We start from the raw sequence: 13,517 nt of genomic DNA, 5'->3' as shown, positions 1-13,517 counted from the left end.
CTCACCAGCCGGTGAACGGCTCACGGGCCAGCACGGGGATCTCGACGTAGTCGTGGCAGCCGAGGACAGGCAGCATCAGCCGTGGTGGCTGCGGCATCCGGGAGTGGCCCTCGTCCTCCGTGAGGTCGACCGGTGCACCCAGGGTCAGGACCTCGTGGCGCACCCGCATCCGTCCGCCACGAGCGGCTCGCAGGTTGGCGAGCCAGTCGACCCCTCGTCCGTAGGTCAGGGCGATCGTCACGACGTCGCCCCGGTCGAAGGCCATGATCGGCACCCGGAAGGTGCGTCCGGAGCGGCGCCCGACGTGCTCGAGCTCGACGAACCATCCATGGCCGGCGAGATGGACGAGAGCCTTGTTGAGGTATCTCTTCTTCAGCTGCGTGACGGCACGGGGAATCGGCATCGGGACCTCCGCCTCCAGCCTCGCACCGCAGACGCACGCCGGCACCCCGGAACGCCACGACCCCCCGAGCCCCTCAACCGGGTGACCCGGCCGGCTCACGTCCCCGCCTAGGCTGGCGCCATGGCCCTCACCGGATCACGGCCCGCGCCGACCCACGTGCTCGCCCACCTGTCCGACCCGCACCTCATCGCCGGCGCCGGCCTGCTCGCCGGGCACATCGACACGGAGGCGCAGCTGCGCAGGGCCCTGGCGCGCGTCGAGTCGTCGGGGGAGCGGATCGACGCGCTCGTCATCTCGGGTGACCTCGCCGACAGCGGCGACCCCGCGGCGTACGACCTGCTGCGCGCCGTCGTCGACCCCGTCGTCGAGCGCCTCGGCTGCGCGCTCGTCCTGACCGGCGGCAACCACGACGAGCGCCGGCCGATGGCCCGCACGCTCTACGGCATCGACACCGACGCGCCGCAGGACACCGTCACCGACTGCCACGGACTGCGCATCATCGCGATCGACTCCGCAGTGCCGGGCTTTCACCACGGCGGGTTCTCCGACGACCAGTATGACTGGCTGGCAGGGGAACTCGCCGCACCAGCCGAGCACGGCACGATTCTCGTCATCCACCACGCGCCCATCACCTACCGCTCCCCGGTCATGCAGCTGCTCGACTTCGACGACGTGGACCGACTGCGTGGGATCGTCGAGGGCGGCGACGTCCGTGCGGTCCTCAGTGGCCACCTCCACGTGACGAGCTTCGGCACGCTCGGCTCGGTCCCGGTCCTCGTCGCCGGCGGCGTCAGCTACGTCGACGACGTGGGAGCCCCGCGTGAGCTGCTCATGGGTGTCGACGGCCCCCAGTCGTGGAACCTCGTCGAGGTGCACGCCGACCAGGTCGTCGCCACCGTCGTGCCGGTCGAGCAGCACACGACGTGGCCCGCGCTGTCGGAGGCGGTCACGGAGTTCATGGAGACGGTGCCGGAGAGCGACCGGCGTGAGGTCTTCTCCCGGAAGCGCACGTGACTCGGGCAGACACTTCGACAATCGAAGTGTCGAGTCGGGGGCTCCCCGATCGACATGGAGGTGAGGGCCCGACAGGCGGGCCGCGCACACCGAGGAGTCACCCATGAGCCAGCTCGAGAAGGCCACATCGGCCGACGGCACCACCATCGCCTACGAGGCCTACGGCACGGGACCGGTCGCGGTCGTCGTCGGCGGCGCGTTCTGTGACCGGGGGGCGTTCCGCGACGTCGCCCAGGCGCTCGGCGAGCTGGGGATGACGGGCGTGACGTACGACCGTCGGGGCCGTGGCGACAGCGGCGACACCCAGCCCGGAGCCGGCGCTCAGCGCCGGGACGTCGTCGCCCGCGAGATCGAGGACCTCACGGCCGTCATCGCCGCGACAGGTGAATCCGGCTCTCCTGCCTACGCGTTCGGTGCATCCTCCGGTGGCGCCCTCGTCATCGAGGCCATCGCAGCCGGGACGCCCATCGCGAAGGGGGCGGCCATCGAGGTGCCCTACCGCAGCGACGCGTGGCCGGCTCCGGACGACTACATCGGCACCCTCGAGCGCTTCGAGGAGGCGGGTGACCGCGAGGGCATCCTGCGCTACTTCAACAACATCGTCGTCGGCATGCCCGACGAGATGGTCGAGGGCATGAAGGGCACGCCGATGTGGGAGCCGATGCTGGCGATGACCTACACGGTCAAGTACGACGGCTACTGCCTCGGTGGCGACGACCAGAGCCTGCCCACCGAGACCCTGCGCCGCGTGACCGTGCCCTTCCTGTCGATCTGCAGCAGCGGGACGATGATGCCGGCGCTGCACGACTCGGCAGCCGTCCTCGCCGACGCGCTGCCCAATGGCCGCGCGGTCGAGCTCCCCGGCGACTTCCACCAGGTGCACGCGGACGTGCTCGCTCCGGTCCTCGTGGAGTTCTACCGCGCCTGAAGCACGTATGCCGGTGGGTCGCCTTGCGTGACAAGGCAACCCACCGGCATACGGCACGTGCCGGCTGGTCAGCCGGCCAGCATCGCGAGCACGGGGTTGTGCTCCGGCGGCACCACCTCGCGGGGCGGTCCCGGCGGCGTGCCGTCGCCGAACGGCGACCCGCCCAGCTCCTCGCGTCCGTGCGGCGTCGCCCAGTTCTCGAGCGCGGGACCGAGGGGCACGACGCCCGTCGGGTTCACGTCGGTGTGCACGACGTAGTAGTGCCGCTTGATGTGCGCGAAGTCGACGGTGTCGCCGAAGCCCGGCGTCTGGAAGAGGTCGCGCGCGTAGCCCCACAGCGCCGGCATCTCGATGAGCTTGCTCCGGTTGCACTTGAAGTGGCCGTGGTAGACGGGGTCGAAGCGCACGAGCGTCGTGAAGAGGCGCACGTCGGCCTCGGTGATGTGGTCGCCCACGAGGTAGCGACGGGTCGACAGGCGCTCCTCGAGCAGGTCGAGGTTCTCCCACAGCCGGCGGTAGGCCTTGTCGTAGGCATCCTGGGTGCCGGCGAAGCCGCAGCGGTAGACACCGTTGTTGACGTAGCGGTAGATCGGCTCGCTGACCGACTCGATCTCGTCGGCGAGGGCATCGGGGTAGAGGTCCGGCGCGCCCTCCCGGTGGAGGTCGCGCCACTCGGTCTCGAGGTCGACGGTGATCTGCTTGAAGTCGTTCGTCACGACAGCACCGGTCGGCACGTCCACGATCGCGGGCACCGTGATGCCACGGGGGTATTCGGGGTCGCGCTTGAAGTAGGCGTCCTGGATGCGGGGGATCTGCAGCACCGGGTCGAGGCCGCCCGGATCGAGGTCGAAGGTCCAGCTGCGCCGGTCGTGCGTCGGGCCGCAGATCCCCATCGACAGTGCGTCCTCGAGCCCGAGCAGCCGGCGCACGATGATCGCGCGGTTGGCCCACGGGCACGCCCGGGCGACGACGAGACGGTAGCGCCCCGCCTCGACGGGGAAGCCGTCGCGTCCGTCCGCGGTGATGCGGGTGGTGATGTAGTTCGTGTCGCGCTTGAAGCTCTTCTCGACATAGGTGCCCGGCTCGCTCATGCTCCCCACCCTAATTCGGTATGCCGTCCGGCCCGGGGAGCGCCCGCCGCCGCCCCGCGCCCCTCGACACCGCCCAGACACGGTCGCGACACGGTCGCGACACGGCCTCGACACGGTCGCGACACGGCCTCGACACGGCGGTTCCCGTGGTCCTGGTGCCGTCCGGCGGGCGGCGGGTCAGAATGGGGGCATGAGGGCTGCCCGGAGACGCGATGCGTGAGCTCCGGCCCCTCACGCCCGACCTCGTCCCCGACCTCGTCGGCGCGTGCGCGCCGTGCACGTTCTGGCAGACGGTGCCGCACAACGGCCACGGCGACCCGGACGACCCGCACGACCTGCTGGCCGAGTGGATCGAGACGGTGACGGCCGACTGGGGTCCGCCGGGCCGCGTCGCCTACGTCGACGGCACGCCGGCGGGGCACGTCGTCGTCGCACCGGCGAGACACGTCGCACGGCTCGCGGCCTTCCCGACCTCACCGTCCGACCCGTCGACGCTCATGCTCGTCACCGCGATCACGACACCCGAGTGCGCGGGCAGTGGACTGCGCAAGGCCCTGGTGCAGTCGGCCGCCAAGGACGCCCTGCGCCACCGCATGCGCTCCCTCGAGGCGGTGGCCGCGCGCCCGCTCGCGGTCTCGAGGCACACCTGCGTGCTCGACGTCGGCTTCCTCGAGAAGGTCGGCTTCCGGGTCGAGCGCGACCACCCGGCATACCCCCGCCTGCGGATCGACCTGCGCACGGTCGTCACGCTGCGCGACGAGGCGGCGGCCGCGATCGCGCGGGTGCTGGACCGGGTCCCCGGGGTCAGGCCGGTGCCCGAGACGCACCCCAACGGCTCGAGCCACGCGCACGTGACCGACCGCGGCTGAGCCCCGCAGGGGGCACGAACCGCGGGGTCAGCCGACGGTGCGCTCGGCCCCGACCTGCTGCGCGCGCATCGTCTCGAGGTGGCGGCGGAGGTCGTCGAGGCGCAGGACGCCCGTGCGTGACGTGTCGGCCTCGCCGAGGTAGACGCGCTGGAGGGCCACGACGACGGCCTCGGCGACGTGGTCGAGCGTCTGGGCGTTGGACAGGGCCGCGGCGTCGCCGTCGTGGTTGAGGTAGCCGAAGTCGAGGCGGACCGCCGGCATCCGGGTGCGGCGCAGCAGCGGCCACGTGCGCGCGTGCGCGCGGCAGTCGGTCAGTCCGGTGCGGGCCACGACCTCGCGCAGCAGCAGGTCGGCGAAGCTCTCGCCGATGACCGACCAGTCTGCGTGGGCGGCGTTGTCGGGGTGGCCGTAGAAGTACGTCGCCGCCCCGTGGGCCGAGCCGGTGACCGAGTGGTCGGTGTGGAGGGAGAGCACGAGGTCGGCCTCGCAGGAGTTGGCGAAGGCCGCCCGCTCCTCGTCGGTGCCGCCGTCGGTGGCCTCGGTGCGGGTGAAGACGACGCTGACACCGTGGGCGGACAGGCGCCCCTCGATGCGACGCGCGAGGTCGAGCGAGAGACGGCCCTCGACGAGACCGCGAAGGCCGTGGGCTCCGGAGTCGCCGCCGCCGTGTCCGGGGTCGAGCACGATGGTGCGCCCGCTGAGGCTGTAGCCACTGCGCCGGATCTGCTCGCGCTCGCGCAGGGCGTTGGCCGACCCACCGCTGACCGAGCGCCGCAGGCCGGCGAAGGCCCGCATCGTCTCGGGTCCGACGGTGCCGTCGGGGACGAGCCCGACGGCGGCCTGGAAGGCACGCAGCGCGGAGTCGGTGCTCGGGCCGTGGAGGCCGTCGACCTTGCCGGGCGTGAAGCCGAGCTCGACGAGGCGGGCCTGCAGGGCCACGACGTCGTCGCCCTCGACGAAGTGCTCGGGGACGTAGCGCAGCACACGGTCACCGAGCGCCCAGCGCGCACCGTCGAGGACGGCATACGTGGAGCGGCCGACGATGCCGTCGACGATGAGGCCCCGCCGCTGCTGGAAGGACTTCACGGCCTGCTCGACGTGCTCGTCGTAGACGGGGTCACCGAAGCGGTCGCTGTGCCCGGAGCCTCCGGGGAGGTCGCCCGAGAGGACGAGCCGCTCGCACACGGCGGCCACGGCCGGGCCGGAGTCGCCGCGCCGGAGCACGACTGACTGCTGTGGGGTCATCTCGGCTCCTTTCCTTGGAGGGCTCCGGAGGGGTCGCGGGTGGCTGTGCGTCAGTCCGGAGCGGTCGGGCGCCGTCAGCAGCGTAGTACGCGAAAGGGGTGGCACCGTGACGGTGGACCACCCCTTCGACGTTTGCCGGTCAGGCGATGAACTCCTCGAGCTCGCGGAGCAGCTTCGGCTTCGGGTGCGCGCCGACGATCGTCTTGACGACCTCGCCCTTGACGTAGACGTTGAGCGTGGGGATCGAGACGACGCCGTAGCGGGCGGCGGTGTCGACGTTGGCATCGGTGTCGAGCTTGACGATCTCGATCTTGTCGCCGTACTGCTCGTTGATCTCCTCGAGGATCGGAGCGACCTTGCGGCACGGGCCGCACCACGTCGCCCAGAAGTCGACCAGCACGGGCTTGTCGCTCATGAGGACGTCGTCGGCGAAGGTGGCGTCCGTCGTGTTCTTCAGTGCCATGGAGATTCCTTCTCGTGTTGGCTCGGGTTGCCAGGGGCGGCGGGGCTGGGTCGTGCGTTCGGGTGTCGGTACCGACGTTAGGCGTCGGCGCCGACGGTGACGCGCGGGTCGGGGATCTCGCCCGAGTCCGTCTCGTCGATGACCGCGGCCTCGGCGGCAGCCTGGGCGGGGGAGGCGGTGTCCTCGAGCGCGGCGAGGTAGTGCTCGGCGTCGAGCGCGGCGGCGCAGCCGGAGCCGGCGGCGGTGATGGCCTGGCGGTAGGTGTGGTCGACGAGGTCGCCGCAGGCGAAGACGCCCGGCACGTTGGTGCGGGTGGAGCGGCCGTCGACGAGGACGTAGCCGGCGTCGTCGAGCGCGACGGACTCGCCGTCGGTGCCCTCGCGGTGGACGAGGAGCTCGTTGCGGGGGTCGTGGCCGATGGCGACGAAGAGCCCGGTGACGGCGAGGTCGCGGGTCTCACCGGTGACGGTGTCGCGCAGCGTGATGCCGGAGAGCTTGTCCTCGCCGTGGATCTGCGCGACCTCGGAGTTCCAGGCGAAGCGGATCTTGTCGTTGGCGAAGGCGCGGTCGGCCATGATCTTGCTGGCGCGCAGCTCCTCGCGGCGGTGGATGATCGTGACGGTGCGGGCGAACTTCGTCAGGAAGGTCGCCTCCTCGATGGCGGAGTCGCCGCCGCCGACGACGGCGATGTCCTGGTCGCGGAAGAAGAAGCCGTCGCAGGTGGCGCACCAGGAGACGCCGTGGCCGGAGAGCTCCTTCTCGCGGGGCAGGCCGAGCTCGCGGTAGGCCGAGCCCATCGCGAGGATGACCGAGCGGGCGCGGTGGAGGTTGCCCTCGCCGTCGGTGACGGTCTTGACCTCGCCGGTCAGGTCGACGGCGGTGACGTCGTCGGTGACGAGCTCGGCGCCGAAGCGTTCGGCCTGGGCGCGCATGCCGTCCATGAGGTCGGGGCCCATGATGCCGTCCTTGAAGCCGGGGAAGTTCTCGACCTCGGTGGTGTTCATCAGTGCGCCACCGGCGGTGACGGCGCCCTCGAAGACGAGGGGCGCGAGGTTCGCGCGGGCGGCGTAGACGGCGGCGGTGTACCCCGCAGGGCCCGAACCGATGATGATGACGTTGCGGACGTCGGACATGTGGGCTGCTCCTCGTGAAACTCGTGTCGTGGCCGCTCGTCCCCGCCCCGAGACCGGCGCGAACCGGTACGGCGGGAGGCCGCGAGCCGCATAGGCCTCAACCGATCCTAGGCGGTTGTTGTTCCCGCGCCCGTCAGCCCGCAGGGCAGCGCCCGTGTGGCGGGACCACGCGTGGTTCCAGCGCCCTCGTGGGGCTCACGGGACGGGCGTGGCGCCCTTGAGCAGCCCCGGGGCGCCGGTCGTGCAGCTGCGCTCGACGGCCCAGGCGGTGCTGGCACCGGCCCGGGTGACGACGACGACGACGGCAGGTCGCCCGTCGAACGTCGCCAGGTCCGCGGAGACCCCTTCGGGGGCCGGGTCGGTGGCACCGATCGCGCCGATCTCCTCGAGGCAGGCCTCGAGGCCGATGGGCGTGGCGATGGGCCCGATGGCGGGTGACTCCGCCGCGAGGTCGCGGAGCGGCTGGCCGGGGTCGTCGAGCAGGGCCCGGGCCTGCGTGGCGAGCGTGCCGGCGGTGTATGCCGTCGTGCTGAGCTGGATGTGCAGCCCGGCGGGGCTGGACGGCTGGCCCGACGGCTGGCTGGACGGGGAGGTGGCGGCGCCCGAGCCGTACGTGTCGCCGACGACCGCGGCGCCGTTGGGTCGCTTGGTCACGTGCAGGGCCGAGGCGCCCACGGCGACGACGGCCGCCGCGGCGGCGACGGCGGCGACGAGGTAGATCGGCTTGGGACCGTCGCGCCGGGCGGGCATCGCGAGGACGGTGCCGTCTGCGACAGCGCCCGCACCTCCCGTGGCGGCCATGTCCGGGCCAGACGCCGAGGCGGACAGCGGCCCGGGGTCGACGCGCAGCCGCGACGCGTCGAGCAGGGCGCCCGAGATGCGTTCGGAGACCTCGTCAGGCATCGGTCCCGGGTCGGCCGCGCTGACGAGCAGGGACCGCACCTGCTGCTCGACGTCCGCATCGAGCTGGGGCGGGGGGCCGTCGTCCTCGATCTCGTGGTCGGGGTCGACGGCCGGGTGGACGGCCGGGATGACCGGTGTCGGCTCGCTCGCGGCACGCCCGCCGGGGTCGCGGACGCGAGGGTCGTGCTCAGGGGTGTTCGCGGACTCGTCCACGGATGTGGTCCTTCGGGCAGAGCGTGCGGTGGTCGTACGGGCAGGCAGGGGTATGCCGGTCGCCGTGGTTTCGACGGCCCCCTGTGGCCGTCGGGTTCCACCGGATTCAACCATTCTTCGGCCGGTGCCCGGGTGGCGACCCGGCGAGCGCTCGGCTCGACCGGTCCCCAGCCTCCCGTACCCCGTGGGGTCGGGCGCGGACCGTGGTCAGTCCTGCTCGACCGGCCGGACGCCCGGCGTCAGCCCCAGGTGCTGGGCCAGGGCAGCGCGGCCGCGCGCGCAGCGCGACTTGATGGTCCCCTCGGCCACGCCGAGGATGACGGCCGCCTCCGCCACGGGGACCGCATGCATGTCGACGAGCACGAGCGCCGCCCGCTGCCCTTCGGGAAGCTTGGCGAGGGCCTCCTGGATGTCGAGGCGCACCTCGGTGGAGGCGTGGTGGTCGTGCCGGTCGGCGAGCTCGTACTCGGGCAGCTCGGCTGTCGGCTTGCGCCGGCGTAGCCGGTCGAGGCAGGCGTTGACGATGATGCGGTGCAGCCAGGTGGTGACGGCCGCCTCGCCGCGGTAGGACTCGGCCCGGCGGAAGGCTGCGATGAAGCCGTCCTGGACGGCGTCGGCAGCGAGCTCGGGGTCGCGGACGGTGCGCAGCGCGACGGCCCACATCCGGTCCTTGTGGCGTCGGAACAGCTCGGCGAAGGCATGGTCGTCGCCGTCGACGTGCAGTGCCAGCAGCTCCCGGTCGCTCAGATCGGCGATCGGGGCGGCAACCCCCGGACTCACGGTCAGCGCACCGTCACTTCGCTGATCTGCGCGCGGTAGTGGTTCGCGGCCTCGGCGGGCGCCGCCTTCGTGACGAGGACGAGGAGCTTGCTGGCGGGCTGGAGGTCCCCGCTCGCCTTGATGACGACGGTGCCGTTGGCGTTCTTGGCCGAGCCGACCTTCTGGGCACCGTCGAGCGAGTCGGTCGAGCCGGAGTCGGTGAGGTAGACGGTGACGTTCTGCTCGGCGGGAAGGACGAGCTCGACCTCCTTGACGGCGGTCGGCGCGCTGAGGTCGAGCAGGACCCCGACGCCGTCCTTGTCGCCGTTGAAGGACGCCGTGCCGTACCAGCGCGACTCCCAGCCCGTGCCCGGGTCGCCGTCGGCGACGTTCTTGACGTTGCGGTCCGACTCGGTGCCGTCCTGCGGGTCGAAACCCGTGCCGCCGACGATGCTCACCGGCGCAGCCGGCGGCGCCTGGGTCGTCGTCGGGGGTGCCTGGGTGGACGTGGCCGGAGGCTGGGTGGCGCTCGGCGTGCGCGTCTTGGTGACGGTGACGGCGGTCGCCGGACCGTCGTGCTGGCCGATCTTCATGACGTTGCTGATGCCGATGACGAGGGCGACGAGCACGAGCACCCCGACGATCGCGAGGGCGATGCGGGACTGGGCGCCGCTCGGGGCCTCCGGGGCCTCGCGACCGAAGACCGGCAGCGGCGGCTCGAGACGGGTCGTGGGGGCCTCGTCGAGCGCGTCGACGAGGCCGATGTCCTCGCCGTCGAAGTCGTCGTCGTGGGCGGAGCGGCGCTCGGCGGCCCGGGCTGCGGCCTTGTCGGCGGCGGCCCGGGCGAACGAGCCGACCTTGTCGCCGATGGCACCGGCCACCCCGGCCGCAGCGGCTCCGGCCGCGGCGATGCCGCCGTGGGTCCGCTCGGTGGTGGTGTCGCGAGAGGTCGGGGTCTCCCCGAGCTGCGCCTCGGAGACGCTGTCGAAGAAGATCGTGCTGGACTGGCTCGGGTTGCCGGCGCCCGCGACCGACGTCGTCCCGGCCGCCCCGGCACCAGCCGCGGCAGCCCCGGCAGCCCCGGCGGCGCCGACGGCGGCAGCCCCTGGGGCCCCGGCGCGCACCGACGGCATGACGCGCGTCGGCTCGAGGGACTCGCGGTCGTCCCGGCTGCGCAGGCCGATCCCGGTGGCCCCGTCGGACGTCGCCTGCTCGCTCGACCACGGCGCGATCTGGAGGGCGAGGTCGCCCGGCGACACGGGTCCGCGCCGCCCACTGCCGAGGGTCATCCGGCAGATGAGGTCGAGGTCGTTGGGCACGCCCACGGCGATCTCGGAGGGGGCCGCCACGCCGCCGACGATGGTCGGGGCCGCCTCGAGGCCCACCGGACCGCCCGCGGGAATCAGCCCGTCGTCGACGGACACCATGGGCCAGCGACCGGTGAGGCCGGCATACGCGATCTTGACGAGCCCGACGGCGTCGGCGCGGGACGCGCGCTCGTCGGAGAGCCGGTCGGCGTCGGTCAGGGCGGCCTCGGTGGCGAGGCCGCGCACCTTGACGGCGCCGTCGGACATGCGCAGCACCGAGCTCGGCGTCAGGGCGAGGTGGTGCAGGCCGCGGTGGGTGGCCTTGTCGAGGGCCGTGGCGGCCTCGCCGGTCAGGCGGCGCACCTCGTCGGGTGACAGGCCACCGCTCTGCAGCAGGTGCGAGAGCGGGACGGCACCGGTCAGGGGCTCCTCGACGATGAAGCCGACACCCTGGTCGGTGCCTACGTCGAGGACCCGCACGAGACGGGAGTCCTCGATGCCGGCGGCACGGCGGGCGGCATCGAGCGCGGCGGCGGCGACCGACGAGCCGGCCGGGAAGCAGACGAGCACGACTTCGCGCTCGAGCGTGTGGTCGTTGGCCCGCCAGCGTTCGTGGTGGACGCCCTCGGAGGTGCGCAGCGTGACCGCGTAGCGGCCGCCCAGGACGGATCCGGGTCCGACTCCCTGCACGTGCGTCACCCTCCCTCGTCATGTCGTGCGCGGATGCGTGGCTCGCCACCCATCCTAGGCGGACTCAGGTGCGATCCCCGTCGTCCGCATCGCCGAGCGCCTCGTGTGCCGCGGTCACGGCCTCGATGTCGGCGATCTCGTCGACGCGCGAGGTGCCCTTGACGACCGCGCGGACGACGCCGGCCAGCAGGACGAGCCCGACGAGGATGCCGCCGACCCAGTAGATGGCGCCGTCGAGCGGGTTGGCGGCCACCGGGATGGTGGCGGGCGAGCCGATCTGGGTGCCGTCGGCGGTCGTGAGGAAGGCCCGGATCTCGGCGCGGCCGGCGGCCACGGCGGCGACCTCGACGGGCACGTTGGTGCGCGACGACGGTCCGATGGTCACGGGGGCGGGCTGCTCGACGATCCGGATGCGCGGATTGTCCGGGACGAGCCGCAGGCGGATGTCCTCGACGGTGTAGTCGAGGCCGTTCTCGACGGTGATGCGCAGCGTGCCGTTCTCGGCGAGCAGGTTGATCGTGCTCGTGCGGGGCACGACGCGGATGGCGCTCGTCGCGGCTTTGATGTCGGCGTCGACGGAGTTGGCCAGGGTGACCCACCCGGCAGGGTTCCAGCGCCACCGCGCGCTCGCGAGCTCGTCGAGCACCTCGCGGTAGGTGCGCTCGAACTCCTCCCCGTCGCGCAGCACCGACGAGACGCTGAGGAGCGTGTCGCGCTGCTCGGCCATCCGCGCGAGGCGGCGCGCGTTGAGTACGGGCCTCGGCGCGGCCGAGGCGACGGGGGCGACCGGCTTCGTCTGTGGCACGGCCTTGTCGTTGCCGCTGTCGGTGAGCAGTGACGCGGCATCGACGGTCTGGAGCCACGGCGCGCTCGAGGTGGCGGAGAGGAACGTCGCGAGGCCCGCGGCGTCGGGGTCGTAGGTACGCGGAGCCGCGACGAGCACGGAGCGCGGCGTGCCGGCGCGCTCGCCGAGCAGCACGAGCGTCTCGGCGAGGTAGCGCTGCACCGACAGGACGGGGCTGGCGTCGGTGCGCTTGGGCAGCAGGGCGGACAGGCGCGTGTCGTACGCGAGCAGCCGGGTCCCGCTCGCCGTGACCCGCCGCGCGGTGGGGGTGTATGCCGTCGCCTTGGTCACCGCGGGCGCGCTGACGACGATCCCGGCGGGCCTCTTGACCGTCGTGCCGGACAGGAGCGTCTTGATGCCCTGCTCGCGCCCGGCCGGCATCAGCCCGTCGACGGGCCAGACGATGTCGGCCCGCGCCGGCTGCCCCAGGCGGGCCGCGAGGGTCGAGGCCCGGCTGACGAGGTCGCGCACGAGGGAGTTCGCCGGGTCGATGCCGACGGTGGCGGCGATGTCGGCATCGGCGTACGGCAGGGCCCAGACGCTGCGGCCGCTCAGCTGCGCGGCGACCGCGTCGCCCAGGCGCGCGATGGCGAGCGTGGCCTCGGACGGGGTGCCGCCGGGTGGAGCGGACGTGGTGGTGGACGGAGTGGCCGACGGGGTGGGTGTCGTGCCGCCCGGGGCCGGGGTGCTCGTGGCGGACCCCGGCGCGGGGGTGCCCGTGGCGTCCGGGGTGCCGGTCGCGTCCGGGGTGCCGGTCGCGGACGGGGAGGGGGTGCCGGTCGCGGACGGGGAGGGGGTGCCGGAGGTGGCGGACGGCGACGTGGTCGTGCCGGTGCCGCCGGGTGTGGACGTCCCGGTCGGCGTGGGGCCGGTCGTGCCGGAGTCGGCGACGAGATCGGGACCGAGCACGGACGGGTCGACGGCGAGGTCGACCGGCGTGCCGCGAGTGCCCTCGAGGATGCGGGACACGCGCGAGTCGGGACCGATGGCCTGCTCCCAGGCCGACTGCCGCACCGCGTCGTCACGCGAGGCGAGGTCGACGTCGGGGTCGAGCGTCACGGGCACGACGGTCGCGACCTTGAGCGGGACGTACTCCTTGCGGCCGTTCCAGGCGATGAAGGTCCGCGTCATCCCGGTGGGCTCGCTCGCACCCTCCTGGACGACCTCGACGGAGATCGGCAGCGCCGCGAACGCGTCGTCGGACCTCAGCCGCTCCCACGGGACCGTCGCGGTGAAGGGCCGCGTCTGGCCTGCGGCCACCGTGGCCAGGGACGTCGTGTCGACGGTGCGCCCGGAGGTGTCCGTGCGGCCGCTGGCCCAGTCGTCGAGGGCGCTGCGCTGGTTGACCGTCACGTCGCCGCGCACGACCCGGACCTCCGGACCCGAGAGCGGTCCGGTCAGCGGCGCCGTCACCGTGCCGGTGATCGTGACGTCCTTGCCCGGGCCGACCACGGCGGGCGTCAGCGTCTCGAGCACGATGACGGCGACGTCCTTGGCGGGCACCACGGCGGGTCGGTGGGCGGTGGACGAGCCGGGCCCGGCGGCATACGCGCTCGGCACGGCGGCGGACGGCGCGGCGCTCGCCAAGGCACCGCCGGCCGTCATCCCCAACGCCACCAGGGTGGTCGCCGTGGCGGTCAGGTGGCGCACGAGGC

12 protein-coding genes are annotated in these 13,517 nt (G+C 73.1%); 3 read left to right on the top strand and 9 right to left on the bottom strand.

All coding sequences use genetic code 11. The features are described 5' to 3' along the window. Position 1: 1 nt before the first annotated feature. Complete coding sequence (locus tag ACSSS0_RS10690; RefSeq protein ID WP_487231136.1) at positions 2–403, bottom strand: nitroreductase family deazaflavin-dependent oxidoreductase; 402 nt, start codon at positions 401–403, stop codon at positions 2–4. A gap of 120 nt (positions 404–523) precedes the next feature. Between ACSSS0_RS10690 and ACSSS0_RS10685 the strand changes: the two genes are divergently transcribed. Together ACSSS0_RS10685 and ACSSS0_RS10680 are read left to right on the top strand one after the other, a co-directional pair. Continuing rightward, positions 524–1,417 carry a metallophosphoesterase gene (locus ACSSS0_RS10685; protein WP_487231135.1) on the top strand — a complete coding sequence of 298 codons (894 nt, stop codon included), beginning with the start codon at positions 524–526 and terminating at the stop codon, positions 1,415–1,417. Positions 1,418–1,520: 103 nt separating this feature from the next. Continuing rightward, positions 1,521–2,345 carry an alpha/beta fold hydrolase gene (locus tag ACSSS0_RS10680; RefSeq protein ID WP_487231134.1) on the top strand — a complete coding sequence of 275 codons (825 nt, stop codon included), beginning with the start codon at positions 1,521–1,523 and terminating at the stop codon, positions 2,343–2,345. A 68-nt stretch (positions 2,346–2,413) separates the two neighbouring features. On the opposite strand, the gene ACSSS0_RS10675 is transcribed toward ACSSS0_RS10680, so the two are convergent. Further along, complete coding sequence (locus ACSSS0_RS10675; RefSeq protein WP_487231133.1) at positions 2,414–3,436, bottom strand: glutathione S-transferase family protein; 1,023 nt, start codon at positions 3,434–3,436, stop codon at positions 2,414–2,416. Positions 3,437–3,648: 212 nt separating this feature from the next. Here ACSSS0_RS10675 and ACSSS0_RS10670 point away from each other — a divergent pair, with 212 nt between their 5' ends. Next, complete coding sequence (locus ACSSS0_RS10670; RefSeq protein WP_487231132.1) at positions 3,649–4,305, top strand: GNAT family N-acetyltransferase; 657 nt, start codon at positions 3,649–3,651, stop codon at positions 4,303–4,305. Between the two features lie 27 nt (positions 4,306–4,332). On the opposite strand, the gene ACSSS0_RS10665 is transcribed toward ACSSS0_RS10670, so the two are convergent. The 7 genes from ACSSS0_RS10665 to ACSSS0_RS10635 form a co-directional block, all read right to left on the bottom strand. Further along, on the bottom strand, positions 4,333–5,550 hold the full coding sequence (locus ACSSS0_RS10665) for an N-acetylmuramoyl-L-alanine amidase (RefSeq protein ID WP_487231131.1): 1,218 nt from the start codon (positions 5,548–5,550) through the stop codon (positions 4,333–4,335). A gap of 139 nt (positions 5,551–5,689) precedes the next feature. Next, positions 5,690–6,013, bottom strand: a complete 324-nt coding sequence (trxA, locus tag ACSSS0_RS10660; protein ID WP_142180546.1) for a thioredoxin — start codon at positions 6,011–6,013, stop codon at positions 5,690–5,692. 77 nt (positions 6,014–6,090) lie between these two features. After that, positions 6,091–7,146, bottom strand: coding sequence for a thioredoxin-disulfide reductase (gene trxB, locus ACSSS0_RS10655; RefSeq protein WP_487231130.1), 1,056 nt, complete (start codon positions 7,144–7,146; stop codon positions 6,091–6,093). Between the two features lie 195 nt (positions 7,147–7,341). Beyond that, positions 7,342–8,262 carry a hypothetical protein gene (locus ACSSS0_RS10650; RefSeq protein WP_487231129.1) on the bottom strand — a complete coding sequence of 307 codons (921 nt, stop codon included), beginning with the start codon at positions 8,260–8,262 and terminating at the stop codon, positions 7,342–7,344. 207 nt (positions 8,263–8,469) lie between these two features. After that, positions 8,470–9,042 carry an RNA polymerase sigma factor SigM gene (gene sigM / locus ACSSS0_RS10645; RefSeq protein WP_435984001.1) on the bottom strand — a complete coding sequence of 191 codons (573 nt, stop codon included), beginning with the start codon at positions 9,040–9,042 and terminating at the stop codon, positions 8,470–8,472. 2 nt (positions 9,043–9,044) lie between these two features. Next, positions 9,045–11,018, bottom strand: a complete 1,974-nt coding sequence (locus ACSSS0_RS10640; protein ID WP_487231128.1) for a protein kinase family protein — start codon at positions 11,016–11,018, stop codon at positions 9,045–9,047. Between the two features lie 64 nt (positions 11,019–11,082). After that, positions 11,083–13,512: a DUF6049 family protein gene (locus tag ACSSS0_RS10635; protein ID WP_487231127.1), complete on the bottom strand. Its 2,430-nt coding sequence runs from the start codon at positions 13,510–13,512 to the stop codon at positions 11,083–11,085. Positions 13,513–13,517: the final 5 nt, after the last annotated feature.

The organism is Terrabacter sp. R4-6 (assembly GCF_057529065.1).
The sequence above is the reverse complement of the archived record's forward strand: the minus strand, read 5'-3'. Positions and strand labels throughout refer to the sequence as shown.